Here is a 25,164-nt window from a genome sequence, read left to right on the forward strand (position 1 = left end):
GAGAAATCATGGAATTAAAATTTTGTCAGAGCTGCGGAATGCCGCTCACACCAGAAATCCTCGGCACAAACGCCGACGGCAGTAAGAACGATGAATACTGCATCTACTGCTACAAAGACGGTGCATTCACCGGTGATTTCAACATGGAACAGATGGTTGAATTCTGCTCGCAGTTCGTCGATGAATTCAACAAGAACACCGGCAAGAACCTCACCCGCGAAGAGTACAAGGCAGAACTCCGCAAGTATTTCCCGACTCTCAAGCGTTGGAAATCAAGCGACGCAGAGCTCCCGCATGCAAACTCCCCCATCAAGCAAAAGCTGATCGAAGAAGTTAACGCGCTTAACATCAAGGACATGCCGACCATCGACAACCTCTTTGTATTGCAGGGATCGTTTATCAATCAGGAATACAAGATCAACGGCAACAGCGTCAAGCTCTTGGACGATAACGCAAGCTACTGGGGCAACCAGGTCGAAAAGCAAAATGCTGAAGGCCGCTGCTACGGAATCGCCTGCGACGAGCGCTACATTCTCGTGAGCGAATACGGCAAGAACGGCGCCGATGCAGAAATCGTCGTATTCAAAAGACGGTAAAATAAGAACTCTCTAAAAATTGTGGTTTCTTGAACAAATCATTTGTACTTTATCAGCAAAACTGATAAAAAACTGATAAAGTACAAGTTTTTTATACAAGGAGGATTATTTATGTTTAAGAAACTTGCAATTGTGGCCGCACTTGCCACGAGCGCATCATTTGCATCCTGGGACATGTACCCGGTTCTTGAGCAACACAAAGGTGAAGTCTCCGTCGGAGTAAATTATTCAACGGATGAAAATACAAAAGAACTTTCAGTACCTGTAGGCGCCCGTTTTTCAGTTATTCAAAACTTAGAACTCGCGTTCATGCTACCCTATCGCATTTTCACTCACGATAAAAATGGGAATGATATAAAGCGAGATGGTTTTGAAGAACTAGCGTTTATGGCTCGCTATAAAATAACACCCACAACAAGCGCTTTCGCCGACATCCGCACCCCCATAGGAGATGGATCCGACTATGAGAAAAAAACATGGATTGCCGCAACAGGCGCACAATATTCCAACTCCATCAATCCGTTCATTAGATTTGGATCCGAAATCGGCCTTACAACATACTTTGTAAGGAAAATGAATCTAACGACTTTCAGTCTGAACGCTAGTACAGAATTTGAATTTAAAGTAACTCCGCAATTTACACCATACGTCGGTGCAAACTTGGGAGTACTCCTCGGCTCCATCACTGAAGACGGTTACAGATTCAATAGCGCTGGAGATGGCCATGTTGACGCCAGAATTTACGTTGGCGCCAAATATGCATTCAACGACATGTTTGAAGTCGGCGTCAACGCGGGCATCTGGTTTGGCAACTGCTTCTACAAAGACAACACCGAAAAGAGCATCGGAACTTACGGGCGGTTCAAATTCTAGTTATATTCCGCTAGAATGCGTAGCGGAAATCCAACAGCAAAGACGCACCCGTGCTAGACGCCCCCATCGGGGTAAAAGCGAGTGCGTCAATACCAAAGTGCTTTCCGAAATCACAGTTCAGGCCAACACCAACTTCACCAGAAGCATCGCTGCTCGAAACGGCATTAAGCAGAGTAAAACCAGCAACAAAATGCAAATTGTTTCCACCTAAATAGAACAAGGCCGGGATACGAATGTACTGGAATTGCCAAACCTGGTATCTCAAGTCAATCGTCATGTAGATTGCGTTTTCACTAGAAAAACGGATTTTCGCACCAAGACCGACATCAGCAAGGCCAGCATGCAAAAAGAATCGAGCACGCGGCCATTCCGGTTCGGCAGGAGCAGAAGAGCCCCATCCAGATGCAGGATTCTGCTCATTAGCAAAGGTAAAAACGGAAGAAAGAAGCAAAGAAGCAAGAATTGTTTTCATTTTATTCATAACAGACTAAATATAGACAAATCATTGCAAAAACCGCCCATTCACTTGCCAAAAACATTCGCTTTAGCTATATTCACTCCGCTATCAAGCTATGGGGATATAGCTCAGTTGGTAGAGCGACAGGTTCGCAATCTGTAGGTCATGGGTTCGACTCCCACTATCTCCACGTAAAAGAGGCAAGCTTTCGCTTGCCTCTTTTGTTTTCCATATACATCAAATCCTGTTCCTATTTAATTCATCCTGCCTACTGTCTACTTCCTACTGCCTACTGCGACAGCGTCGCCTAAAAGTCCCATTTCACGCCAAGCTTGAGCTGCGTGAGGACCGTACTTTCGCGATACAATCCCTTGTAGAAATTGGGCAAATCCATATGTTTATAATTGCGTTCCAGTCCTAAGTAGTAGACCATCTTCCAATACTTCCACGAAACCGAGGCACCCCAAGTGCCGTTAAACTTCTTGATTTTTTCGTAATCGGAATCAGGACCTCCGACGGCAAAGCCGTAAAACAAGTTCATTTTTGCTTCAACGGTAATGCGGTTCTTAAACTTGTACGAAATTCTAGAACGGAATACCGGGCCAAACCATTTGCCCATCGTCTGGCGGTAGACAATACTTTCGACCGATGGTTCCGCAGGGGGATTCGCCACATACGCTTCATATTCATCATCGGCCATATAAGCGATACTGTCATTCAAATACTGCCAATATTCATTATAAGTGCTAACCGCTTGTTTATATGTCGCATAGGATTGCATAAACGTTTTGTAGTCAAACGCAGAATCGGCTTCGAACTTTGCGCCCACATAGACCGTTCCGTTCAGGCCTTCGGGAGCAGTCCTGTGCCACGAGGCGTACGCAGCAAACGACATCGGGCCGGAAGTCTGGTAATAAGCCCAGGCGACAGCTCCAATGCGCTGTTTTTCAAAACGGTACAAGTCCTTTTCGAACCACACATAAAAATCCGATGAAAGTTCCTTGCCCTCGATGTTAAAATCGTAACCCGCATCCAGGAGCATACCACGCCCCATCAACGTGTATTCCAGCCCAAGAACCAGGTTCCAGTCATTCGTATCCAAGAGCGACATTTCATCGTTATTCAAGAAGTAGTCACCCTGCACCGAAGCGGCAAACGTATGCGACCAAGTTGCGGTCGTATAGTCAAAATACGGATTCACATTCAAGAAGAGGTCCCCGCCTTTTTCGGCATCTTCCAGACCTGTTTCCTTGTAGTGCATCCCGTAAAGTCCAAGTTCACCAGCGATATGGAATTCCCACGGATTCGACGCATTGTCTAAGCTAGACGCGTCGTCATCTTCGACCCCCATAGCCGACTTGTAATCGCGGATAATCCCCTGGATTTCTTCGGTGTACTCGCCAGGCAACGCCACCGCTTCTTCAAAGGCCTTAAGAGCGGCAGGAATATCTCCAGCCTCTTCCGCCTTCATCGCGCGGTAATACGCCTCCTCCTGCGTCTCGGCAAAGAGCGCAGTCGCAAGCACAAGCATTATCAAACCAAACCAGCGAACCATCTATTTTTTCGGGAAATTTCCCTTCTCCCAATCACGCTGATTATGCTTTTCCCAGGGATTGCGTTCAATCGGGCGCGGGACAAACGGACGCATCGGTTCCATGCGACCAGGCCACGGATTCATACCGCCCTGCGGTTCCTTCGGTTGTTCTTTTTCTTCGATTTTCTTTTCGCGAACAAACTCGTCCTTCGGCTTTACCGCATCCTTTTCGGCAACAGGCGGCAATTCCGCAACAGCGGGCTTTGCAAGTTCATTGCGCAACTCTTTCTTTTCGACCACCGAATTGGTCCTCAAATCCTTGAGAATCTGTTCACGGGCAAGGCGGCGTTCTTCACGCATTTTCTGCCAGTCCACATTTTCCTTTTCGGACATTTTCGGAACTTTGTCCAAAGTTTCACGAGCCTCGACTGGCGTCGGGACACTTGCTTCCGGGCGAGAATCAATTTCGCCTGCCATGGCGGTCGCCGCCATCACAGCGGATGCCATTACAATCTTCTTCATGGTGAGTCTCCTTAAATTGAGCTTCAGCTTTTTACAAAACATCCCTATACCTTAAAGTCTTCTTTTTTCAAGCCCAGGCGTTCCATGATTTCGCGCAGCACCTTGCGGTCAATGCCAAGAATCGTAGAAGCGAGCGTGAGGTTCGCATTCGTGTCCTTGAGAGCGCGAGAGATGACTTCGCGTTCGACCGCTTCGCGGGCTTCCTTGAGCGTGCGCGGCGATTCCTTCGCCTGCCCCTGCATATCATCAAGCCCTAAATCCTTGGGCTGAATCACGCCATGCACGGCCTGCACCAAACCTTTCTGCACGCGGTTTTCAAGTTCGCGCACGTTACCCGGCCAGTGGTAACCGAGCAGCGCCTTTTCGGCGTTACGGCTCAAGTGGAATTTCCCACGGCCATATTCTGCACCATAGCGCTGGATAAAATTCTCCGCCAAGAGTACCACGTCCTGACCGCGATCGCGCAGCGGCGGAAGTTCAAGCGGCAGCACCTGAATACGGAAATACAAATCTTCGCGGAAGCGTTTTTCGCGCACGGCCTCTTCCAAGTCCACATGCGTTGCACTGATCACGCGCACGTTCACCGGAATTTCACGATTGTCGCCCACTCGTGTGATGTGCTTTTCTTGCAACACGCGCAAAAGCTTCACCTGCATGTTGAGCGGGAGCTCGCCGATTTCGTCAAGGAAAATCGTACCGCCATCGGCTTCTTCGAAAAAGCCCTTCTTATTTTCAATCGCCCCCGTGAACGAGCCCTTGGCATGCCCGAACATGAGCGATTCCATCAAGTGCTCCGGAATAGCGCCGCAGTTCACCGCAATGAACGGCTTTTCGGCACGCGGGCTATGCTTGTGGATGTAACGCGCCATCACTTCCTTGCCTGTACCCGTCTCGCCACGGATAATCACCGGGAGCGGGAGCGGCGAAAGCTTATCGGCCATCGCAATCACATCGACCATGGCCTTGGACGAATAAACGATACCATCCTTGCGGACAACATTTTTAAGCGTATCGAGCGATTCCTTGTCGCGCAAGCGGTCATAAGCGGCAAACGCAAACTTTTCGCAGACCGCCACAAACGAATCAAACAAAGCGCTGTCTTCGTCGGTGAACGGCTCCTTACGGGCGGCACGTTGCAAATAGAGATACCCCGCCTCGGAATCGGGCGTACGGAACGGAGAAACCATGATACTCGTGAGCTGGTTTTGCACAATGGACTTGGACAAGTCCGCCGATTCGTCATCAAGCTGGTTCCACACCACGGCGCGCTTTTCGTTTTTTGCAAGCTTGACCGCCGAAATGGAAATAGAAACTTTTTCAGGGTTCGAAAAATGAAGCGGTTCTTCGCCACCAATATCCAAAACAGCGGCATCCGCATGCAGGACGTCCTTGGCCACTTCGAGAATTTTCGGGAAAAGAGCTTCCGGCTGTTCTTCATCTAAAAGAGTCTTGACCACGTCAAGCATCTTTTCTGTGGCGAGCATGGATTCCGATTTCATAACTAACCCCGTAGTTTGCGCTATTCAGCGGCTGGCACAGGGAGGTCCAAAAGCAGGCTATCGACTTTCAATATCGGCGCACTATCGCTTTCTACCGAATGCTCCAAGTTCCTTGACCGCTTTAACAGCTGGTCCCCTGTCGCATCGATACCGAAACGCATTGTTCCACTCGTAAGCAACAGCACTATCAAGAGTAATATAAGTCCAAAAATGCCCAAAACGGCCCATTTTAGCCATTTATTTTTCTTGCAAACGACAAACGGGAGACCCTTTTCAAGTCCATCTGGAACTTTTTGCCCCGCATTCTTTTCGCTTTCCGGGCGATTAATGGATTGGATATATTGGGTAACGCAGCCCGCAAGCGCAACCTCACCATGCGACACTTTATCAAGTGCAATTTCCAAGATTTCATCAAGCTCGTCAAAGTCCTCGACGCGATCCGAGACCTCCGCGCACAAGAGCCCCGACCAAAGCGGTTCAAGCGCCGAGAGCTGTTGAGCGCCTTCGGGCGTTTCAAAGGCGCCCGTCGCATAAAGCTTTTCCGAGATGTTCAAGTCCTGCACATTCGCCATCTGCTCGGCAAACTGCTCGTAGCCATCCGCAGTGATCAAGTCCTCGCCCGCAATCCAGCGGTACAGCAAAAGCCCAAGGCTGAACAAGTCGCTTTTTTCATCCGCAATCTTGCCCTGGAAGCGTTCCGGAGCCGCATACGCAAGAGCGCCCGGCCCGACAATGCCACAATCAATCAACACAGTGCACAGTCCCAAGTCGGCATTTCCACCGTTTCCATCCACAGCAAATATCACGTTTGCAGGGCTCAAGTCGCCATGCGACACGCCTTGTTTACGCAAAGCAGCGAGCGTCTGCGCCACCTGCCGAAGCGCTACAAGCGCAACCGCCACCGGCATCCGCCCAAGCGTTTCCGAAGATTCGCCATCTATATAATCATAAACCAGGTAAGGCGTTCCATCGCGATTGCCCCATTCTTCAATGCGGTACAGCCCCGGCTCACGCACTTTATGCGAGCGTTCAACAACGCTTTCATCAAAAGAGAATCCGTCGTTATACCACTTGAGTACATACGGCGTACCACCCACATTCAAAAGGTAAATGGACGCTTCGCCGCCCTGGTGCAGCAAGGAGCCTCCCTTCACGGAGTCCAGTAACGATGTCCCAGATTTTCTCATGGCCCGCACGCTCACAGTTTACCAGAATAAACCATCGCCTTGAGCGAGTCTTCGGCAATGCGCGTCCACTTGGCAAGCACAGCATCCTGTGGCAGCGCCTCGCGCCCCATCGACCAGATGTCCCAAGCGGATTCGTAGTCGTGAGCGTTCCAGTAAAGGTTTCCGAGGTTCACGTACGCCGAAGCAAATTTCGGCTCCTTAGTCACGATGTACGCATAAATTTTCTTGGCGCCATCGACATCCCCCTGCCCGGCAAGGATCAAAGCTTTCAAGTTGTAGCTAAAGTAATTTTCCGGGTCCAGTTGGACGGACTGGTCCAAAAGGTGCAGAACCTTCGCCTGTGCATTTTCGGCAAGCATCGCGCGCGCAAGGTAAAAAAGCGCGGTCGAGTACATGGGCTTAGACTTTTCGCTAGAATCGACCACGGATAAAATCTTGAATTCACGAACCGTGCGTTCCCAAAGCGCAAGCGTGCTTTCCTTTAAGCGTTCCTTGTCTTCGGCAATGGCATAGTAGGCAATCGCAAGGCCATAACGGGCATCGCGATTCGCAGGTTCAGCATCCAGCACTTTTGAGAAATTTGTAACAGCGCGGTCGTAATCGCCAATGCGGAGAGCATCGTCACCGCGAGTGAGGTCGTTTCCATCGCATGCGCCAAGGACAGTCGCAAAAAGTATCGCGAACAAAGCCTCGACAGCGTTATACAAACGATTATGGACAACCCGGCCTAACATGGTAATAAGTATATATAAAATTTTAGAACTTAGAGCTTAGAACTTAGAACTTAGTGTTGCATATTTGTCAGTAGGCAGTAGGAAGTAGACGGTAGGAAGTAATATGCTAGCTATGGGGTATGAGCACGGCACTTCGTGCCTTTGGGCTATGGGGTATTAGGGAAGACAAAAAACGCGCTCCGGATATCCAGAGTGCGTTCTAATGACGAAATTTATTTGTCGATTACTTTTCGATTTCGTACTGGGCAACGAGGTCGCCATTGGAATCGAGAGCACGGACGACGTTTTCATCGCGCTGGAGAGTGAGGTTAGAGACTTCGCCCTTAGCAGAGGTGAACTGCACAGAGAGAGAGCCGTCTTCGTTCTTCACAGCAGCAACGGAGTTGCCCTGGGCATCCTTTTCATAGTAGGAATCGCCAGCTGCAAACGGATTGGAACCCGTCCAGAATTCGATGGTGTTCACGAAGAGGAAGTCTACAAAGAAGAAGCAAAGGCCATAAGCCGGAGTTGCAAGGAAGTGAACCAAGGACTTAGCCCACTTGTTGCTGATTTTGCCAATGGCGTTGTGGAGCCACTTGGTGGAACCGTAACTACCATAGCAGCCGGAGAGGACGATCATGCCTGCGCAAAGAGCAGCGAGGATACCTTTTTTCATGTTTACAAACTCCTTATAATTTGGTGTTTTAGTTTTGTCAAAAATATAAGAAAGAACACCGGTATTTGCTAGAGGAAGAGCGCCGTGTGTATCATAAATTTACAATCCATGATTCATGGCAGTGAGTAAAGTCACATGCGGTTCAAGGACCCGAAGACGTTTCATGTCTTTCGGTTTTACCCACCGAAAATCGTCATACCCATATATATGGATAAAATTCTTGCAAAGCTCGACATCGTAAGCCAAAAGACGCCCTCCGCCTCCACAGGAAAAATCCACCGCTCCGGCAGGCCGTAAAGACACAGGAATATCCGTCAAACGCTCAAAAAAGCCCCTTTCGAGGGCATCTTCTGCGGTTTCACCCTCTTCCAAGACTTCGGTCGGGAGCTCCCAGAATCCTGGAAAAAGCATCCCAGAGCCCCTTTTGCACATCAAAACACGCCCTTTTCTGTGAACAAACCCACAAATAGCCATCATTTTGCCCCTCCTGAACGAACCTTCGCAACTTTTTGCTTGCATTTCTTTTATTTTTTTAATAAATCTACAAATATCATACATACTTGATACATTTGAAGTTTTGGAATCAGGAGGTGAATCATGAATGCGATAACTAAAGTGACTAGTATTATTACAGCTATTGCAGTTTCATCCATTTTTGCAGCCAAGGCACCCGTAGCTAAACCCGCCGCCAAAAAGCAGGAAGCTCTGACCGTCTGGATTATGCCAAACGGCGCATCGCCACAAGAAAAACTTGAACAGAGATTAAACCTCTTTACCAAGAAAACAGGAATCAAGACAAAAGTCACCGTTCTGGACTGGGGTGTAGCCTGGAACCGCATCACGACGGCACTTGCCACCGGCATAGACGCACCAGACGTATTACAGCTCGGCACAACATGGGTCCCGTACTTTGCTTCCCGCGGCGAAATCAAGCCTTTGAACGAATGGCTCACACAAATTGATTCCACGAGGTTCGTTCCCGTCAGCTGGAACACGACTCATATCGACTCCGACACGACCATCTATTCCGTTCCGTGGTTCATCGATATCCGCCCAATTTTGGCCAACAAACGCATTCTCAAGAAGAACGACATCAATCCTGACGATGTCTCTACATTTGATGGATTCGTTAAAGCCATCCGCAAGGTGAACAACAGCCACGAAATGCTCGACGACGGCACCAAGGTCCGCGCATTTGCATTCCCGGGAAAGAACGACTGGAATATCCCGCACAACTTCGCCCCGTGGGTCTGGAGCAACGGCGGTAACTTCATCGAAAAAGACAATAGCGGTAAATGGAAGGCCGCCATCCTTACGCCAAAGACCATTTACGGTATCGCAAAGTACCTGAGCTTTGTGCTCGATACTCTTGTAAGCACCGAAGCCTTGCAGATGAACACGGCTCAGATCGTGCAACACTTTAACGCAGGCGAACTCGCCTTCATCGTGAACACGTCCGAAGTCATTATGCAGACCCGTTTCGATGGCGCCAAGGGCGGTCTTAACAACACGAAAATCGGTAAAGACAGCGTGATGGCACTCCCCATCCCGACAGGCACGGAAGGTTCTGTCAGCTTTATCGGCGGAAGTAACCTCGCCATCCCGACAGGCAACAAAAAGCAAGAATCTTTGGATCTTTTACTTTATCTCACCAACGATGAAAACTTGGATGCATATACAAAGCAAATAGGCATGCTCCCCGCATCGAAGAAGGTTCTTGCCAACTGGTCCAAGGACGACGACTACAAGACGCTCGTTCCTATGCTCGGCACAGGGCGTGCCTACACAGCCATTCCAGAATGGGGCGATATTGAACAGATCCTCGGATCCATGTTCAGCACCATTTGGGACCATCTCGAAATCCCGGCGCTTTACTCCGAAGAAAAGATTTATGAAATCCTCGCGAATTATTCAAACGACATAAACAAGCACCTGAACCACCCGATTTCCGGAGACCTCACATTCGCAGAATTCCGCGAAACCTGGCACAAGGCCCTGGGCATCAAGGACGGAAACCAGAACAAGGGTATCGAAGAAAAAACAAAGCCGACCGAAGAAAACGATTCCGGTTTCAGCCGTACCCCGTGGATTTTCGCCATCGCCGTGCTCTTCGGGTTCATTTTTGCGTTCACCCGTAGGAAAAAGCACTAACCAGTTGCAAATTCGTTAGTTATATTTCAAAAAAAGACGCAAAGAACTATGGGTTTAAAATTTTCCAATCTCACAAACAGCATCATCATCAAGAGTTTACTGCTCTTGATTGTCTCAATGCTTGTCATCGTGATGATTGGAACTTACGTTTTCACCCAGAGGCAAATGAAGACCACGCTTAAACTGAGTTACGATACCAACGAAACCCAGTTACAGCAACTCGCAAACACGGTCAACAACGAAATGGAGCAGTTTGCAAGTCGTCTGACTTTGTTGGCAAAGACTTCCGAAATTCAAAGCATGGACAAGCTCATAGCGGCCGGTTACCTCAAAAGCTTCAACATATCGTCGCTATTCATTTCGGGCGAATCCATATCGCTCTTTGACCGTAGCTACAATCTTGTCTGCAACAACTCCATGCTAGGCTCAACCAAGATAACCTACCCTATCGAGTTCAATAGAATTTCTCCTCACAGGCCGACCATTTCTCCATGGTTCCGCGACACCGACGGCACTCCCAAGCGAGCCTTTGGCGTTGTCGTTTCGGACAGAGCCATGGGTGATGGAAGACTGGTATCAAACTTTTCGATTCGCCGACTCTGGAAATACTTTTCGGAATACAAAGTCGGGCAAAACGGCATTCTCATCGCATGCAATGGCCAAGGCGAAATCCTTTACCACCCGGATATGAGAACTTGGCTTGACGGAATCCACAAGATTACGGAACTCGGACTTGGCGACATGAACATCAAGCAGGATAGCGATAATTCCATTCGTTTCGTAAAGCTGGACAATGGAAAATCCTACCTCATCAACAGGACTTTCAACCCGACTTACGACCTTGGTCTTATCGCCTTACAGCCTAAGACAGAAATTGATGCAATGGTTTCGTCGGTTCACCATGTCAGCCAAATCATTTTGTTCAGTTCGATTATCGCCATCTTGCTCGTGTCTCTTTGGCAGATTCTAATTGTGTGTAAGCCATTGAACAACTTGATTGACCACATCTCGCAAATCACCGAAGGCAAGCTGGACATTGAAGAATTCAAGGCCAGGAGCAGCCAGGACGAAATCGGCAGACTTGCCAAGGTGTTCAACCAGATGCATGCGACCATCAAGCGGCAGATTCAGGAACTGAACGCGCATAGGGACATGCTTGAAAAAGAAGTCAAGGAACGCACATACGAGCTTGAACAAGCTAATAAAAAACTGGATTTGATTTCTAGAACGGATGAACTGACACAGTTGCCGAACCGCCGCGACATGCACAGGACTATCGAAAAGGAAGTCGACCGTGCAAACCGATTCAAAAAGGCGTTCAGCATCATCTTTATTGATATTGACCATTTCAAAGACGTGAACGACACGTACGGACATGCCGCAGGCGATGCCGTGCTCAAGTCGGTCGCAAGCACCATTCGCAGTCTGTTGCGCAAGTACGATGTGCTCGCCCGCTATGGTGGCGAAGAATTCCTGACGCTCCTCCCCGAAACGGAACTGAAGGATGCAGCACACGTCGCCGAACGATTCCGCAAGCAGATTGAAAACCAGACCATCTTCTTTGGCGGCCAGGAAATCAAAGTGACGATTACGCTTGGCGTAGCTCAGTTTGATAGCGGCCTTGGTGCAGAACGCTGCATCCAGCTTGCAGACAAGGCCCTTTACGAAGGCAAGGAACACGGCAGAAACAGGGTCATCCTCTGGACGGACGATCAGGCCGTGGAAAGCACCGACAAGCCACTCGCATAAATAAGATCCGCAAAATTTCTATTTTTGCGTTCATGAACATTGACTTCAACCGTAGACTATCCATCGCTCCGATGCTTGACTGCACGGACCGCCACGAACGTTATTTCTTGCGTTTGCTTTCCAAGCACATTCTGCTTTACAGCGAGATGGTCGTCTCTACGGGGCTTCTGCATTGCGAAAACAAGGACTTGTTCCTCGGACACGAACCGTTTGAACACCCGGCTGTGTTGCAGCTCGGCGGTAGCAATCCGGCGGATCTTGCCTCGGCCTCAAAGCTCGTGGAAGCGGCTGGCTTTAGCGAAGTCAACTTGAATTGCGGTTGCCCTTCGGACCGTGTGCAGAACGGGAACTTTGGCGCGTGCCTCATGAAAGAGAAGAACGTTGTCGCCGATTGCTTCAAGGCGATGCAGGACGCCGTTTCAATTCCTGTTTCTATCAAGTGCCGCATTGGGGTCGATGACCTGGACAGCTGGGAATTTTTCACAGATTTCATCCAGACCGTGCGTGATGCAGGCTGCAAAATTTTCATCGTGCATGCGCGCAAAGCTTGGCTCAAGGGACTCTCGCCTAAGGAGAACCGCGAAGTGCCGCCGCTCCATTACGAGTTCGTCCACCGCCTCAAGGCGGAGATGCCGGAGCTGAACTTGAGCATCAACGGAGGCATCAAGACGCTCGACCAAATTGAAGAACAGCTGAAAGATTTGGACGGCGTGATGGTCGGTCGCGAAGCCTACGAGAATCCGTGGTTCCTGCACGATGCCGATGCAAGAATCTTCGGGGATGTCCGCCCAGAAAGCAACGACCCGGCTGAGATTATTGCCGGAAACGCTCGCCCCGCCACAAGAAAGGCGCTCCTCGAAGCCTACCTCCCCTACGTCGAGAAGCAGACTGCCGAAGGCTGCCCCGCGACGATTCTCGTGAAGCACCTCTACGGGCTTTTTGCAGGACTCCCGGGCGCCCGCAAATTCCGCGCCACGCTCAGCAACGAGAGCCCCCGCGCCCACCTTTACGGAGGTGCCGCCGCCCTCATCCGAAAAGCGATGGAACTCGTTGGTGAGACTAGAGACTAGAGACGAGAGAAGAGAGAAAACAAGCAATCTCTCGTCTTTCGTCTGTAGCCCCCAAAGCGGGCGTTCTTTCGTCTAAAATTCTTCCCTACCCCTTGACAAGCGAATAAAATTTTTCTCTATTTGGTGGCGTATTTTTAAGTTTAACCTTTAACGGAGATACAACATGCCTTGCGGAAAGAAAAGAAAGCGCAGGAAGATTGCGACTCACAAGCGTAAGAAGCGCCGTCGTCGTGACCGTCACAAAAAGAAACTTCGCTAATATCCGTTAGCATTTTCTTGTGATTTCCTGTAAAAGACGGAGTGTAAAAGCTCCGTTTTTTCGTTTTTCATTTAGAAAAGTGACCAATTTTAGCGACAAAAAGACATCTGTTGATTCACAAATCAAACGATAAATAGGGACAACCCCCAAAGGAAACCAAATGATAGATCGCAACAAACACTTCCTCCGCCTCATGGACTGGAGTGAAGAAAAAGTTCTCGAAACCATCGAGATTGCCTCGCGTCTCAAGGCTGAAGTTCACGCTGGTAAGGTCTCTGACCGACTCCACGGCCAGAACATCGCCATGTTCTTCGAAAAACCGTCGCTGCGAACTATTACGACTTTCCAGGTGGGCATGAACCAGCTCGGCGGCCACGCCGTGCTTCTCTCCCCGGATTCTATTGGTCTCGGCAAGCGCGAAAGCGTCAAGGATGTCGCCCGCTGCCTCAGCCGCTGGGTCAACGCCATTGTGGTCCGTTGCTTCAAGCAGCAGCTCGTCGAAGAACTCGCTGAATACGGTTCCATTCCGGTTGTGAACGCTTTGACTGATGACTATCATCCGTGCCAGGCAATCGCTTTTGCCCAGATGATCAACGAAAGCCTCGGCGGATTCAAGAACGCCGATGGCAAGCCGAAGACAGTCGCCTTCATCGGTGACGGCAACAACGTAGCGAACTCCTTCCTCGCCCTCGCCGCAAAGGTCGGCATGAACTTTACGCTAGCCTGCCCGAAGGGCTTTGAACAGCCCGCCAAGGTTGTCGAAGAAGCGGAGGCCGGCTTGAAGAAGCACGGTTGCCAGTACCGCGTTTTCCACGATCCGAAGGAAGCTGTCAAAGACGCCGACATCCTCTATAGCGACGTTTGGGTTTCTATGGGTCAGGAAGGCGAAAAGGCAACCAAGCAAAGCCACTTCTTGCCGTTCCAGATTAACGACGAACTCTTGAAGCTCGCTCCTTCTCACTGCAAGGTCAGCCACTGCTTGCCGGCTCACCGCGGCGAAGAAATCACGGACTCCGTGATGGACAATCTCGACGTGAACATGAGCTTCGAAGAAGCCGAAAACCGCCTGCACGCTCACAAGGCTGTTCTCTGGCAGGTGATGACGCCGTTCAACAAGTAAGCGTCAAGTCTTGATGAAATTCGCCCGGCATCACCGCCGGGCTTTTTCATTGTCAGCCCTCCCCTAAATAGCTATATTTGGACTCGTTTTAAAAGGAGTTGCGAATGTCCTTCATTCAGGATCTTAAGGAAAAAGTTCTCGGCGGTTATGAAATTTCTCGCGAGGACGCCATCAAGCTTTTAAGCGAAGACCTCGACGAACTCACGAAAGCCGCTGACGAAATCCGCGAAAAATTCCACGGCGACGACTTTGATTTTTGTTCCATCGTGAACGCCCGCAGCGGTCGCTGCTCCGAAAACTGCAAGTACTGCGCCCAGAGCAGTTATTACCACACCGGCGCACCCGAATACAAGTTGCTCAGCGCCGACGAAATTGTCGCTGATGCCAAGAAGAAAGAAGCGGCTGGCATCCCGCGTTACTCCATCGTGACTTCTGGCCGTACGCTTTCGAACCGCGACGTGGAGCAGATCAGCGAAGCGCTCCGCCGCCTCAAAAAAGAGACGAAGCTTTCAATTTGCCTCTCGGCAGGTCTCTTGAACAAGGAACAGTTCGACAAGCTCAAGGAAGCAGGCCTCACCCGCTTCCACAACAACTTGGAAACGTACCGCCGTCACTTCCCGGACGTTTGCACGACGCACACTTACGACGATAAGATCGGTGCGCTCCAGAACGCTCTTGCCGCAGGCCTTGAAATTTGCAGCGGCGGCATCATGGGCCTTGGCGAAACGATGGAAGACCGCATCGACATGTGCCTGGATTTGCGCAAGCTCGGCGTCAAGTCGACTCCGGTGAACGTGCTGAACGCCATTCCCGGAACGCCGTACGAAAACCTGCCGAAGCTCACGAACGACGAATTCTGCCGCATCGTGGCGATTTATCGATTCATCAACCCGAAGGCATTTATCCGCCTTGCAGGTGGCCGTGGCGTTTTGGGCGACGACGGCAAGCGTGCATTCAAGAGTGGCGCAAATGCGGCCATCACGGACGACATGCTCACCACTGCCGGCGTAAACAGCTGCAAGGATTTCGAACTTGTGAAAGGTCTCGGATTCAAACCGCACGGATTTATCGGCTAAAAATAAAAAAGCGTTTTCGCAGATTCCCTTTTCTGCAAAAACGCTTCCGGATTCTATGTTTTAAATTCTAAGCAGCTTTTACCGGATTCAAGAAGAGATATTCTACCGTCTCAGTCTTGATTTTTATGCCTTTTTCGTGAGCGTAGAGATAAAGCAGTGCTGTACCGACACCAGCAGCGCCATCGTAAAGCCCCGTGTAGGTTTCTACGAAACCCGGCAATTTGCGAGTCCAAGCCGCAAACCAGCGACGTCCCTTGTCATCGTTCCAAGAATCACCTAGAAGCTTGTCTGCAGTGAGCTTCGCCTGTTCGATGTAGGATTCATCATTCAGTACTTCTGCCGTCTTCACGAAATGAGCGAGAACGCCAGGGGCTCCGCAGCAAAGGCAATAACTATTCCAATAACCCGGAGTATGCTTGAGTGGAGCGCCGGTCTTGAGGATACCCTTAGTGAGCAAGTCCACCCATTCCAAGTTTTCTTTGTTCTGAGTCACATCGAAAAGTTTGCGGAACAAAAGTGTTGTACCTACGGGACCATGGCAAGTCGAAAGGTAATAGAAGTCATGGAAACGCCCCTTTTCCGGATTGTAGAGATACGGAATCAAAGCACCATTTTCATCGCCCTCAACGATTGCCGAAAGGAACTTGACAACTTCATTCGCCTTGTCGAGATAAGCTTTTTCCTTAGTTTCTTCGTACAAGAGAACATTCAAGAAAGCGGATCCAGCAGCACCATGGCTAAAGTTAGGGAACACAGATTCCTTGGATTTCCAGCCAACAAGCGTCAAGTCCACGTTCTTGTAGTAAATGCCGCCTTCCTTGGCATGGACAATTCTCGTGTCTGTAAAAGCGACAACTTTTTTGGCCGCTTCTAGATACTTCTTGTCTTTAGTCTTGCGATAGACGTAAAGGAAGAAAAACGCGTAAGATCCATCGGCCATCAAGTCGGCTTCGGAGCTCCAGTGGAGCGTGTTACCGTCATCAACGCCTGCAGCGATGGAATCGTCAGCCGTGCGGATCAGGAATTCGCGGTAACGCGGATCGCCCGTATGTTCGTAAAGCTGTTCCACGAAAATTGCCTGCCCCGCCGGTGACGCATAGACACTCGTTCCCCAGCCCTTGACCGGCCAGACACCGCCGTCGTTTCCGTTCAACACATTATCAAAGAACTGTTTGCCTTCGTACGTGTTGAGGATGTATTCTGCTGCATCCTTTGCCTCTTGCAAATACGCTTCGTCCTGAGTGACATCGTAAAGTTGCAAGAAGAATTGGCCAATGCCAGCCGAGCCGGCATAAAGGCCCTTAGGCGTAATCATCAGGTCGCCCTTGTACTCATTTCCCGGTTCCGGGCTTGCTTTCCAGTACTTGCCATGCGGCGTGACGACCTCATTTGTCTTGAGATACTTGACAATCTGCAAAACCGCTTCGAGATAATTTCCATTTTTGGAGGCGCTAAAATCTAGATTTTGAACAAAGTTTAATTTCATTACACAGCCTCACTTTTTTTCTTTCTCTTGTACAAATCCGTGGAGAGATACTTGTAACCGTTATCGGCGTAAATCACCACAATGTTCTTGCCAGCCGCTTCGGGGCGTTTTGCAATCTGGATTGCTGCCGTAAGAGCTGCAGCCGCCGAAGTTCCAAGGAAGAGACCATCAGTCTTTGCGGTTTCCTGAGCGGTCTCGTAAGCTTCTTCGGCCTTGATGTCAATGATTTCATCAAATTCAAAACCGTTATTGCGGTTATCCTTGATAATCGTCGGCACCAAAGATTCATCAACACGGCCAAGCGGGAGCGTACCATCGACAATGTGTCCCGTAAAATCAGGATTGTCCGGTCGAGAAGTCGGAGCGGCCTGCACGCCAATGATTTTCACGTTTGGATTCTTTTCGCGGAGGTAGCGACCCGTACCTACGATAGTACCCGCAGTACCGCCCATAGCAACAAAGTAATCCACATGGCCATCCGTATCGTTCCAAATTTCAGGACCTGTTGTCTGGTAATGATATTCCTGGTTGGCGTTGTTCAGAGTCTGGCCCGTGTAATACTGGCCCTTTTCCTTGGCGAGGCGTTCCATACCCGCAATCAGATCGTCGAGCACAAGGCCCTTCTTTTCAAAGTCGGCCACTTCCTTAATGTCATAGAAAGATTGCAAATCGAGACCGTAGCCTTCAAAAATCTGGACGCGTTCAATCGTCGTACCGGGTTCAAGATAAGGGACATATTCGTAACCAAGAGCGTGACCAATACCCGCAAGCGCAATACCTGTATTTCCACTCGTCACGTCAATCAACGTATCACCTTTTTTGATAGCGCCCTTCTTTTCGCCATCACGGATAAGGGCTAGAGCAAGGCGGTCTTTCACAGAGCCAGTCGGATTCAAGAATTCGAGTTTACCGATAATGTGCGCTTTGAGGCCGTACTTAGATTCGTAATTAGTCAGTTCAACAAGGGGAGTGTTACCAACGAGTTCAGCAATAGACTTATGAATTTTAGACATGTTTGAGAATCCTTTTTTGTTAAAATTTTTAATTTGTTAATAGATTAGATTATTTTATTCAGCATCACCGTAAATATTGACCTTGTTGTCTTCCTTGGTGGCGGTATAACCAGCATCTACAGGGAGCTTGATGCCTGTAATTGCAGAAGCCTGATCGCTCGTGAGGAAAAATACCGCATTTGCAATTTCTTCAGGTTCAATCCAACGGTTTAAAATGCTACGGTCTTCAGCGGCCTTACGGAGTTTCGGATCCGAATAGTCATGTTTGATAGCCATCTCGGTCTTGGTAAAGCCCGGAGCTACAGAGTTCACACGAATGCCATAGCGCCCTAGATGGAAAGCCGCTGCACGTGTAAGCCCATCGACCGCGGTCTTCGAAATGCCATAAGCAAACGGAGTCCATTCTGCAAAGGAGGCGACAAAAGAAGAAACGTTCACAATAGCTCCCTTGATGCCCTTTTCAATAAAGACACGACCTACATGCTGAATCAAATAGAGACTACCCCAAAGGTTCACATTTTCGGCCTGTTTGATTTCTTCCGGGTCAAAGCTAAGCACGTTTTTGCGATGGCCAACAATGCCTGCGTCATTGAACAAGGCATCAATGCGTCCGTACTTCTTAACGATTTGAGCAACGACTTCTTGACCTTGTTTGTAATTAGCAACATCCAGCTCGTAAGCGGTCACATCGGCACCTTGAGCGGTGAGCTTCGCCACTTCGCCATCGAGCTGTTCTTTTTTGATATCCGTTGCGGCAACAGCCCAACCTTCCTTGACATACTTCTTGACAGCGGCAAGGCCAATTCCCTGTGCGGCACCTGTAATAACGATAACTTTCTTTTCACTCATTCTGAAATTCCTTTTTTGGTTTTTGCGGATACACCGGTAAAAGCGGTTTCATTCGAAACCTTGACACATGTTATCCTGATTTGTTGTGATTCCTTTGACTTCTTTTCTATAACCGTTGAAGCCCAAAGGATAATTGGCTTCTGGTTAGTTTATTTTCAGAATGCCTTCCGGCATTCGACAGTCGCTACACATATATGCTCCTTCGAAAGCCAAGGTGAAGTGAAAGACCTTTTCAATTCCCTATCGTTCTTGTATGTTATAAAATTAGAATATACCTTCTGCAATGTCAAGGCATAGAGATATACTATTTTATCATGGGTAGCTATAAGATATAACTATAACAATAAATACCAGATTATTGAAGGGAACGCGCGCACAAATGCTATCCTAGACTATGATATTTATTACACATTCCGTCAAAACACCTTTAAAATCTGTTCTTGAAAGGTGTAATTAATTAAATTTCCATCGATGGCTTTCAAAAAACGCCTCATTACGAGAATTCTAGTGGTATGCAGTTTGGTGTTACTTGCCAACTGCGCTTTTCCCGTACGCCCAGGATACGACAGAAAGAGCGGTACCTACAAGCGATACAGAGTAGCCACTACGGCTCCAGAGCCCATCGATACCACTGCAGTAGACCCACAAGAAGAACTTGTGCAAGAAGAAAGACTTGCTACTGCGTCAACAACAAGCACAGACTCGCTTACTTCCTCCGCTGAAAAAAGCGCAAACACAAAAGACTCTACGGCGCACTTGTCTAAAACACAAAGCAAGCCTGATTCGACGGTAGTTCGGAAAGACTCAATCGTAAAAATTGATTCCACAAAAAAAGATCCCGTCAAAAAAGAACCTGCTTCCAAGACATCAACCGCAGCAAAAACTGAAACCGCCAAAAAAACTACAAAACAGGCGAAACCAGCATCAAAGCCTACAAACCTTGAAAAGTACGCCAAGGAATGGCTTGGTGCCAAATACGTTTATGGCGCGGCTAGCAAAAAGAAGACAGACTGCTCCGGCTACGTGATGCAAGTTTATAAAGGCTTTTACGGGATATCACTGGACCATAACGCACAACATATTTATGACGATGGGCGCGGCTATTCCATCAGGCGTACAAAATTGCAAGAAGGCGATCTCGTGTTTTTCGGGAACTTCTGGAAAATCAGCCACGTCGGCATTTACTTAAAGGGAAACCGATTTATTCACGCCAGTACGAGTAAGGGCGTAGTGATTACCTCCATGGACGATAACTATTGGTCATCCAAATACAAGGGCGCAAGACGATTTAAGTAATTACTATCTTTTTCCACATGAAAAAGATAGCATTCCAGGGCCGTCGCGGGGCCTATAGCGAAAGTGCCGCCTACCACCTGTTCGGAAACGATATCGAAGTCGTGCCGATGGACACGTTCGAACAAATTTTCCAGGGCATTGAAACAGGTGTCGTTGACGGAGGCGCCATCCCTATAGAAAACTCGACCGCGGGTTCCATTTACGACAACTACGACTTGCTTTACAAGTGGCGCCATCCGATTGTCGCCGAAGTCAAGTTGCAGATTGAACATACGCTCTGCGCATTGCCGGGCACAAAGCTCGAAGACCTTACCGAAGTCCTGAGCCACCCGCAGGGACTCGCCCAGTGCAGCCGCTTTTTCGGACAGCACCCGAACATCAAGAGCACCGCATTTTACGATACCGCAGGCAGCGCCGAAGAAATCGCGAAGCGCGGCGACAAGCACATCGGTGCAATCGCAAGCGCATACGCTGCCAAGTTCTACGGTCTTGACATTTTAAAGCAAGGGCTCGAAAATTTGCCGGGCGTAAACTTCACGCGTTTTTACGCCATCCAGAAGACCGCAATTGAGCTGCCGGACTTCAAGGCAAACGAAACCGTCAAGCCGCCTATCAAGACGACGCTCCTTTTGATGTTGAGCGATTCCAGCAAGTCTGGCGCTTTGTACGAAGCGCTCGGTTGCTTTGCCAAGCGTAAGCTGAACCTCACGCGCATTGAGAGCCGCCCGCATCCGGACCGTCCGTGGGAATACATTTTCCACCTTTCGTTCGAAGGCAATCCGAAGGACCCGAATGTCGTTGAAGCGCTCAAAGAATTGCAGCAGTACACCGACTTCATTTATCGCCTCGGAAGCTTCCGCGAAGGAACAACGGAGAAACTTTCTTATTAGACGAAAGACCAAAGCTAACCACTAACCACTGTTTACTAACCACCATGTCCTACACACGCACAGACCGCAAACCTGAAGAATTTCGCAATCTCAAGATGACCACGGGCTTTATCTCTAGCGCCGATGGTTCCGTACTCATTGAAATGGGACGCACCCGCGTCATCTGCAACGCAACGCTCCTCCCGAAAGTTCCGGACTGGCTTGCCGGTCGCGGCACGGGCTGGATCACGGCTGAATACAGCCTGCTCCCGCAAAGCACGGGCAAGCGCGTGGAACGCGAGCGCAAGGGCGCGAGCGGTCGCACTCAGGAAATCCAGCGCTTGGTGGGCCGTTCGCTGCGCGGCGCAGCTGATCTCGCCGCACTCGGCGAGAACGCCATCGTCGTGGACTGCGATGTGATTGAAGCCGATGGCGGCACGCGAACGGCTAGCATTATCGGTGGCTTTGTCGCACTCGCGATTGCAGTGAAGAAAATCAAGGAACGCCTCGGCATCACGCAACAAATTCTTAAACACGGCATTACAGCAATTTCCGTGGGCGTCGTTGACGGCAATCCGCTTTGCGACCTCTGCTATGTCGAAGACTCTGCCGCCGACGTTGATATGAACGTCGTCATGCAAGATGCCAAGAACTTCATCGAAGTGCAAGGCACGGGCGAACACGCCAGCTTTGACCGCGCCATGCTCAACACGCTCCTCGATCTCGGCGAAAACGCCTGCAAGGAAATCTACAAGAAGCAGATGGAATTGATTGGCGGTGAACTGCCGTAATTTAGAGAGAAGATGGCGGATCTAGTCCGCCATGGCGTTGCCCAGTTGGCGACCCCGCAACAATGTGCGGGGTGACAAAGTAAGACAAATGTCCAGTGAACACCCGCCGCGATTGCGACGGGCTTCATATTATTTGATAACTAGGCCCTTTTTCCCAGAGACGAACGGGTCTTCGCCCGTCGAACAGAAATTCGTTTTTTCGGAGTACTTGCCAAGCCCTCTTATATTAATTCGGCTCTTAGCATTCGCTTCACCTTGGACTGCAAAGAGAATCGATGTCATAAATGTCGTACTGACTTCACTAAACACCGTCATAAAATTATCCCAATCGGCACATACCGTCTTTAGCTTAATGGACTTGGGCAATGTCATCTTAGGCATTCTAGAAAGATTTCCAAATCCACCTTCTTGAGTATAAGCCAAAACAACTTCCAAGTCAGAGTCCGAAGCATACGTTACGCACAAGCCTCCCCAACTTGAGATATTAGCCTTAGCAGCCGGTAAATCACCATCAAGCGGATCAACAACACCAGCGACATGGAAACCTATACCCAAATAACCTTCTTTTGCAAATTGCAATTCACCACAAGCGCCCATACAGTAATCATAAATTTCATCGCCCGTCGGATATTCAATCCCAAGCGGTTGCGGTAATTTTACAGAACCAACACCGGACATATCGTCGCCAAAGCTGAACCAATATCCTGAAGTTTCGGATCCGTTGTCTAGCCCGGTCTCAACATGATAATCATTATTATTGACAGCCTTCGGACCATACCACATTTCGCTAACGGACTCAGGCGAGACACAATCGTGAGAAGGAGTAAAAGACGAACTGCTCCCGTTCACGCCAGAGCTGCTTGAGCTACGCAATATAATCGTTCCGACCTCAGCTCCTCCATTGAATTTAGAAACAACCTCCGCGAAACCGTCTACTTCGCACGCTCCCATCGCATCAAATTTACCGATTGCAGCGATATTGAAATGTCCTTTCGTTTCCTCGGAACTTTTCATTACGACTCTAATGGAATGGGCATGCTTAGCCGCCTCAGCAGCCGTCGATGTTGCTTTTGCTGTTGCACCGACAAATTCACTCCAAGGAACGCACTTTTCAACAAATTCAAGAGATTTGTCCAGTTTGACTTCATAGAAAGTAACTGAATCTGCGCCAAGCCACAAGAACATATCCCTGTCGGCAGCATACGTCACACAAACACCGCCCCAGTCACTGATATCGCCATACCGCTGGATATGTTTCGTATAATATTCTTCAGGATTTTCAACCCCGGCGACATTAAATCCGACACCCGCAAAAGCTTCATTTAAGATGCCTTTTTGCAAGACAATCGCTCCACTATATCCCCCATAATATTCAAGCAAGTTTTCCATGCATTCATACTCAGGAGTTTCAAACGCGCAGACATCGGGAAAAACAACACTTGACGTTCCGCCATCAGGATCATCGCCAAAATTATACCAAAGTCCGGCATAATTATCAAGATCCTCATTAACAAAACCCGTATTCACGTATGTCTTTTTATCAAAGCCCCGCCACAAGCAGGCAGCTGTATTCTTCGGTGTTTTGGCACTACTTGAGGAATTTACAATCACGCTACTTGATGACTCGCCCCCAACGACGCTCGATGACATTCCAACACCATCACTGCTACCAGGAACGGTTTCAACAGATGAACTGCTATTGCCGTAAGCCGGGACATCAAAACTACCCGACGGGTTATCGTCAGAGCAAGCAACAAAGCCAAACAGCAAGGCACTCGCCGCAATATCTAAAATTCTCCTAAACACAACGCACTCCTTTATTACTTAATTATAAATTCTATTTTTCAAAAAAGGCTGGTGTTTCAAAAGAGCACGCGCCATTAACGGAATATTTCCCTATACCCGCCAAATTAAATCTACATTGTTCATGATCCTCAGTACCCTTTATAGCAAACTGGATAGCACCAACAGCTCGCCCCATATCAGGGTCATTTGGCGCAATTTCATTCCAAGTAAAGCACTTTTCGACAAGCCCACTGGACTTTGGCAAAGCGACCTTAGGAGAGTTCTCGTAAGGAACATCTTTTACAACAAAGTTCAAGTAAGCATCCTTTTCGGAATAGTAAGTGACGCAAACACCGCCCCAGTCTTGAATATCTTCGAAAACGTAATCGCCATCATTAAAGCCCGCAATATTAAACGAGACCCCGCCAACAGCGTATTCAGCCCCTTCCAGAGTAAAATCCATCGTCCCACAAAAACCGAGACAATCCTCAATAAGGCCACCATACACTTCATATCCAAACTCCCCTGACAGCTCCACCGGGAATTCAATATGAGCATAAGCGTCACCAGGAGACGCCTCAAAATGTTCCAACCAGCCCGCGTACCTGTCACGGTCATTATAGCCTGTTTTCACATGGGTTCCGTCAACCCCTTTCCACAGACAAGTCAAGGAATCATCATCAGGAAAATTTACATTGACCCCATCATTAGGAAATTCCCAATCAAACGAAAATTCGTCCGGTTTATAAGTACTGATTCCCCTAATATTGAAAGTTTTCTTATCGTCATCACCTTGGCTTTTAACCTCAAACATGATAGACAGGATTTCCTTTGCGGCCTCTTCTCCCGTATAAACCTGGCGATTGATTGAATATTCGGAATATTTCCATTTAGTTATATCAAAACGGCTCCATTCTGCACATACAGTTTTAGGCTCGTCAATCCAATACAAATTACGAAGTGTGGGTTCAGAACCACCATGCGTCGTTCTTTCTAGAAAGCCCTCAGGATATGCCATGAACGGCCATATTTCACTATTGGAATCAATTCCATCAACATTAACTTTCAAATGGACATACATCCAATAATCAGATTCATACGTGATACAGATACCACCCCAAGACGAAACATCCGCCGTAGCGCCGTCCCTGGCTAGTTGGATTTCAAAACCAGCCCAAGGTCTATACACTGAAGTATCGGGTTCAAGCGATCCGCATAAGCCATCACAATGTTTAAAAACAGAGGCCAAAGGAGTCGATGATTTTTCGAGTTCGACAGGGAAAACAATCTTCGATTTACCCTGTTGACCAAACAAGGTATCGCCAAAGGTTCGCCAAAAGCCCGTGCTATCGTCACCCGTTTTGACCTTGTAATCTACGGCAGGGTCCCACAAGTTATAGCGGCGAGCCTTTACCGCACCACTCGAAGAAGACTCGACTACGACACCGTCACTCGAAAGAGCATCTACAGACGAGCTACTCCCTTCTGCGATAGGCTCAGCAATCGGAATCGAAGGATTGTCATCGGAACAGGCGACAATTCCAAGTAAAAAGGCTGAAATCGCGCCCCCAAGGATTCTCCTAAACATACAAC

Annotated in this window: 23 protein-coding genes and 1 tRNA gene; 11 read left to right on the forward strand and 13 right to left on the reverse strand. The window is 48.9% G+C overall.

Annotated elements, in window-relative coordinates; genetic code table 11:
* Nucleotides 1–8: 8 nt before the first annotated feature.
* Nucleotides 9–596 (forward strand): zinc ribbon domain-containing protein, encoded by a 588-nt coding sequence (locus tag FSU_RS04915; protein ID WP_014545385.1) that lies wholly within the window; start codon nucleotides 9–11, stop codon nucleotides 594–596.
* A gap of 111 nt (nucleotides 597–707) precedes the next feature.
* Complete coding sequence (locus tag FSU_RS04920) at nucleotides 708–1,469, forward strand: hypothetical protein (RefSeq protein ID WP_015731761.1); 762 nt, start codon at nucleotides 708–710, stop codon at nucleotides 1,467–1,469.
* 10 nt (nucleotides 1,470–1,479) lie between these two features.
* Here the strand turns inward: FSU_RS04920 and FSU_RS04925 are convergent, their stop codons facing one another.
* Nucleotides 1,480–1,950, reverse strand: coding sequence for a hypothetical protein (locus FSU_RS04925; RefSeq protein ID WP_014545387.1), 471 nt, complete (start codon nucleotides 1,948–1,950; stop codon nucleotides 1,480–1,482).
* A gap of 93 nt (nucleotides 1,951–2,043) precedes the next feature.
* Here FSU_RS04925 and FSU_RS04930 point away from each other — a divergent pair.
* A tRNA-Ala gene (locus FSU_RS04930) sits at nucleotides 2,044–2,116 on the forward strand.
* 117 nt (nucleotides 2,117–2,233) lie between these two features.
* Here the strand turns inward: FSU_RS04930 and FSU_RS04935 are convergent.
* The 7 genes from FSU_RS04935 to FSU_RS04965 form a co-directional block, all read right to left on the reverse strand.
* Nucleotides 2,234–3,481, reverse strand: coding sequence for a hypothetical protein (locus FSU_RS04935; RefSeq protein ID WP_015731762.1), 1,248 nt, complete (start codon nucleotides 3,479–3,481; stop codon nucleotides 2,234–2,236).
* Nucleotides 3,482–3,982 (reverse strand): hypothetical protein, encoded by a 501-nt coding sequence (locus FSU_RS04940; protein ID WP_015731763.1) that lies wholly within the window; start codon nucleotides 3,980–3,982, stop codon nucleotides 3,482–3,484.
* Nucleotides 3,983–4,026: 44 nt separating this feature from the next.
* Nucleotides 4,027–5,481, reverse strand: coding sequence for a sigma-54 interaction domain-containing protein (locus FSU_RS04945; protein ID WP_014545390.1), 1,455 nt, complete (start codon nucleotides 5,479–5,481; stop codon nucleotides 4,027–4,029).
* Between the two features lie 20 nt (nucleotides 5,482–5,501).
* Complete coding sequence (locus FSU_RS04950; RefSeq protein WP_015731764.1) at nucleotides 5,502–6,668, reverse strand: serine/threonine protein kinase; 1,167 nt, start codon at nucleotides 6,666–6,668, stop codon at nucleotides 5,502–5,504.
* Nucleotides 6,669–6,679: 11 nt separating this feature from the next.
* Complete coding sequence (locus FSU_RS04955; protein WP_244263721.1) at nucleotides 6,680–7,354, reverse strand: tetratricopeptide repeat protein; 675 nt, start codon at nucleotides 7,352–7,354, stop codon at nucleotides 6,680–6,682.
* Nucleotides 7,355–7,625: 271 nt separating this feature from the next.
* Nucleotides 7,626–8,057: a DUF3332 family protein gene (locus tag FSU_RS04960; RefSeq protein WP_014545393.1), complete on the reverse strand. Its 432-nt coding sequence runs from the start codon at nucleotides 8,055–8,057 to the stop codon at nucleotides 7,626–7,628.
* Between the two features lie 99 nt (nucleotides 8,058–8,156).
* Nucleotides 8,157–8,534 carry an NUDIX domain-containing protein gene (locus FSU_RS04965; protein WP_014545394.1) on the reverse strand — a complete coding sequence of 126 codons (378 nt, stop codon included), beginning with the start codon at nucleotides 8,532–8,534 and terminating at the stop codon, nucleotides 8,157–8,159.
* 120 nt (nucleotides 8,535–8,654) lie between these two features.
* Between FSU_RS04965 and FSU_RS04970 the strand changes: the two genes are divergently transcribed.
* The 5 genes from FSU_RS04970 (at nucleotide 8,655) to bioB (ending at nucleotide 15,482) form a co-directional block, all read left to right on the forward strand.
* A complete protein-coding gene (locus FSU_RS04970) occupies nucleotides 8,655–10,208 on the forward strand; it encodes a sugar ABC transporter substrate-binding protein (RefSeq protein ID WP_014545395.1) in 1,554 nt (517 codons plus the stop codon).
* 48 nt (nucleotides 10,209–10,256) lie between these two features.
* Nucleotides 10,257–11,957, forward strand: coding sequence for a sensor domain-containing diguanylate cyclase (locus FSU_RS04975; protein WP_014545396.1), 1,701 nt, complete (start codon nucleotides 10,257–10,259; stop codon nucleotides 11,955–11,957).
* Between the two features lie 32 nt (nucleotides 11,958–11,989).
* On the forward strand, nucleotides 11,990–13,027 hold the full coding sequence (dusA, locus tag FSU_RS04980; protein ID WP_014545397.1) for a tRNA dihydrouridine(20/20a) synthase DusA: 1,038 nt from the start codon (nucleotides 11,990–11,992) through the stop codon (nucleotides 13,025–13,027).
* A 419-nt stretch (nucleotides 13,028–13,446) separates the two neighbouring features.
* A complete protein-coding gene (gene argF / locus FSU_RS04985; RefSeq protein WP_014545399.1) occupies nucleotides 13,447–14,406 on the forward strand; it encodes an ornithine carbamoyltransferase in 960 nt (319 codons plus the stop codon).
* 104 nt (nucleotides 14,407–14,510) lie between these two features.
* On the forward strand, nucleotides 14,511–15,482 hold the full coding sequence (gene bioB, locus FSU_RS04990) for a biotin synthase BioB (RefSeq protein ID WP_014545400.1): 972 nt from the start codon (nucleotides 14,511–14,513) through the stop codon (nucleotides 15,480–15,482).
* A 67-nt stretch (nucleotides 15,483–15,549) separates the two neighbouring features.
* On the opposite strand, the gene FSU_RS04995 is transcribed toward bioB, so the two are convergent.
* From FSU_RS04995 to FSU_RS05005, 3 genes are read right to left on the reverse strand one after another with little or no spacing between them, the layout of a single operon-like run.
* Nucleotides 15,550–16,968, reverse strand: coding sequence for a lanthionine synthetase LanC family protein (locus FSU_RS04995; protein ID WP_014545401.1), 1,419 nt, complete (start codon nucleotides 16,966–16,968; stop codon nucleotides 15,550–15,552).
* Nucleotides 16,968–17,981 carry a PLP-dependent cysteine synthase family protein gene (locus FSU_RS05000; RefSeq protein WP_014545402.1) on the reverse strand — a complete coding sequence of 338 codons (1,014 nt, stop codon included), beginning with the start codon at nucleotides 17,979–17,981 and terminating at the stop codon, nucleotides 16,968–16,970. The genes FSU_RS04995 and FSU_RS05000 overlap by 1 nt, the downstream gene beginning before the upstream one ends.
* A 54-nt stretch (nucleotides 17,982–18,035) precedes the next feature.
* Nucleotides 18,036–18,830 (reverse strand): SDR family NAD(P)-dependent oxidoreductase, encoded by a 795-nt coding sequence (locus tag FSU_RS05005; RefSeq protein WP_014545403.1) that lies wholly within the window; start codon nucleotides 18,828–18,830, stop codon nucleotides 18,036–18,038.
* A 507-nt stretch (nucleotides 18,831–19,337) separates the two neighbouring features.
* Between FSU_RS05005 and FSU_RS05010 the strand changes: the two genes are divergently transcribed.
* The 3 genes from FSU_RS05010 to rph are packed head-to-tail and all read left to right on the forward strand — an operon-like array spanning nucleotide 19,338 to nucleotide 21,786.
* The gene (locus tag FSU_RS05010; RefSeq protein WP_244263722.1) at nucleotides 19,338–20,126 is read left to right on the forward strand and encodes a C40 family peptidase; all 789 of its coding nucleotides are present in this window, start codon (nucleotides 19,338–19,340) and stop codon (nucleotides 20,124–20,126) included.
* 17 nt (nucleotides 20,127–20,143) lie between these two features.
* Complete coding sequence (locus FSU_RS05015) at nucleotides 20,144–21,016, forward strand: prephenate dehydratase (RefSeq protein ID WP_015731766.1); 873 nt, start codon at nucleotides 20,144–20,146, stop codon at nucleotides 21,014–21,016.
* Nucleotides 21,017–21,060: 44 nt separating this feature from the next.
* Nucleotides 21,061–21,786: a ribonuclease PH gene (gene rph, locus FSU_RS05020; RefSeq protein WP_014545405.1), complete on the forward strand. Its 726-nt coding sequence runs from the start codon at nucleotides 21,061–21,063 to the stop codon at nucleotides 21,784–21,786.
* Nucleotides 21,787–21,915: 129 nt separating this feature from the next.
* Here rph and FSU_RS05025 read toward each other — a convergent pair whose 3' ends face one another.
* Nucleotides 21,916–23,592 (reverse strand): hypothetical protein, encoded by a 1,677-nt coding sequence (locus FSU_RS05025; protein ID WP_014545406.1) that lies wholly within the window; start codon nucleotides 23,590–23,592, stop codon nucleotides 21,916–21,918.
* Nucleotides 23,593–23,623: 31 nt separating this feature from the next.
* On the reverse strand, nucleotides 23,624–25,159 hold the full coding sequence (locus FSU_RS05030) for a hypothetical protein (RefSeq protein ID WP_014545407.1): 1,536 nt from the start codon (nucleotides 25,157–25,159) through the stop codon (nucleotides 23,624–23,626).
* Nucleotides 25,160–25,164 lie beyond the last annotated feature (5 nt).

This window comes from Fibrobacter succinogenes subsp. succinogenes S85, from assembly GCF_000146505.1.
GTDB classification, from domain to species: Bacteria; Fibrobacterota; Fibrobacteria; order Fibrobacterales; family Fibrobacteraceae; genus Fibrobacter; species Fibrobacter succinogenes.

Bases quoted from the DNA above. Each gene is read 5' to 3' on its own strand.
- FSU_RS04915 (WP_014545385.1), top strand. From the start codon at position 9: ATGGAATTAAAATTTTGTCAGAGCTGCGGAATGCCGCTCACACCAGAA.
- FSU_RS04920 (WP_015731761.1), top strand. From the start codon at position 708: ATGTTTAAGAAACTTGCAATTGTGGCCGCACTTGCCACGAGCGCATCA.
- FSU_RS04925 (WP_014545387.1), bottom strand. From the start codon at position 1,950: ATGAATAAAATGAAAACAATTCTTGCTTCTTTGCTTCTTTCTTCCGTT.
- FSU_RS04935 (WP_015731762.1), bottom strand. From the start codon at position 3,481: ATGGTTCGCTGGTTTGGTTTGATAATGCTTGTGCTTGCGACTGCGCTC.
- FSU_RS04940 (WP_015731763.1), bottom strand. From the start codon at position 3,982: ATGAAGAAGATTGTAATGGCATCCGCTGTGATGGCGGCGACCGCCATG.
- FSU_RS04945 (WP_014545390.1), bottom strand. From the start codon at position 5,481: ATGAAATCGGAATCCATGCTCGCCACAGAAAAGATGCTTGACGTGGTC.
- FSU_RS04950 (WP_015731764.1), bottom strand. From the start codon at position 6,668: ATGAGAAAATCTGGGACATCGTTACTGGACTCCGTGAAGGGAGGCTCC.
- FSU_RS04960 (WP_014545393.1), bottom strand. From the start codon at position 8,057: ATGAAAAAAGGTATCCTCGCTGCTCTTTGCGCAGGCATGATCGTCCTC.
- FSU_RS04965 (WP_014545394.1), bottom strand. From the start codon at position 8,534: ATGATGGCTATTTGTGGGTTTGTTCACAGAAAAGGGCGTGTTTTGATG.
- FSU_RS04970 (WP_014545395.1), top strand. From the start codon at position 8,655: ATGAATGCGATAACTAAAGTGACTAGTATTATTACAGCTATTGCAGTT.
- FSU_RS04975 (WP_014545396.1), top strand. From the start codon at position 10,257: ATGGGTTTAAAATTTTCCAATCTCACAAACAGCATCATCATCAAGAGT.
- dusA (WP_014545397.1), top strand. From the start codon at position 11,990: ATGAACATTGACTTCAACCGTAGACTATCCATCGCTCCGATGCTTGAC.
- argF (WP_014545399.1), top strand. From the start codon at position 13,447: ATGATAGATCGCAACAAACACTTCCTCCGCCTCATGGACTGGAGTGAA.
- bioB (WP_014545400.1), top strand. From the start codon at position 14,511: ATGTCCTTCATTCAGGATCTTAAGGAAAAAGTTCTCGGCGGTTATGAA.
- FSU_RS04995 (WP_014545401.1), bottom strand. From the start codon at position 16,968: ATGAAATTAAACTTTGTTCAAAATCTAGATTTTAGCGCCTCCAAAAAT.
- FSU_RS05000 (WP_014545402.1), bottom strand. From the start codon at position 17,981: ATGTCTAAAATTCATAAGTCTATTGCTGAACTCGTTGGTAACACTCCC.
- FSU_RS05005 (WP_014545403.1), bottom strand. From the start codon at position 18,830: ATGAGTGAAAAGAAAGTTATCGTTATTACAGGTGCCGCACAGGGAATT.
- FSU_RS05015 (WP_015731766.1), top strand. From the start codon at position 20,144: ATGAAAAAGATAGCATTCCAGGGCCGTCGCGGGGCCTATAGCGAAAGT.
- rph (WP_014545405.1), top strand. From the start codon at position 21,061: ATGTCCTACACACGCACAGACCGCAAACCTGAAGAATTTCGCAATCTC.
- FSU_RS05030 (WP_014545407.1), bottom strand. From the start codon at position 25,159: ATGTTTAGGAGAATCCTTGGGGGCGCGATTTCAGCCTTTTTACTTGGA.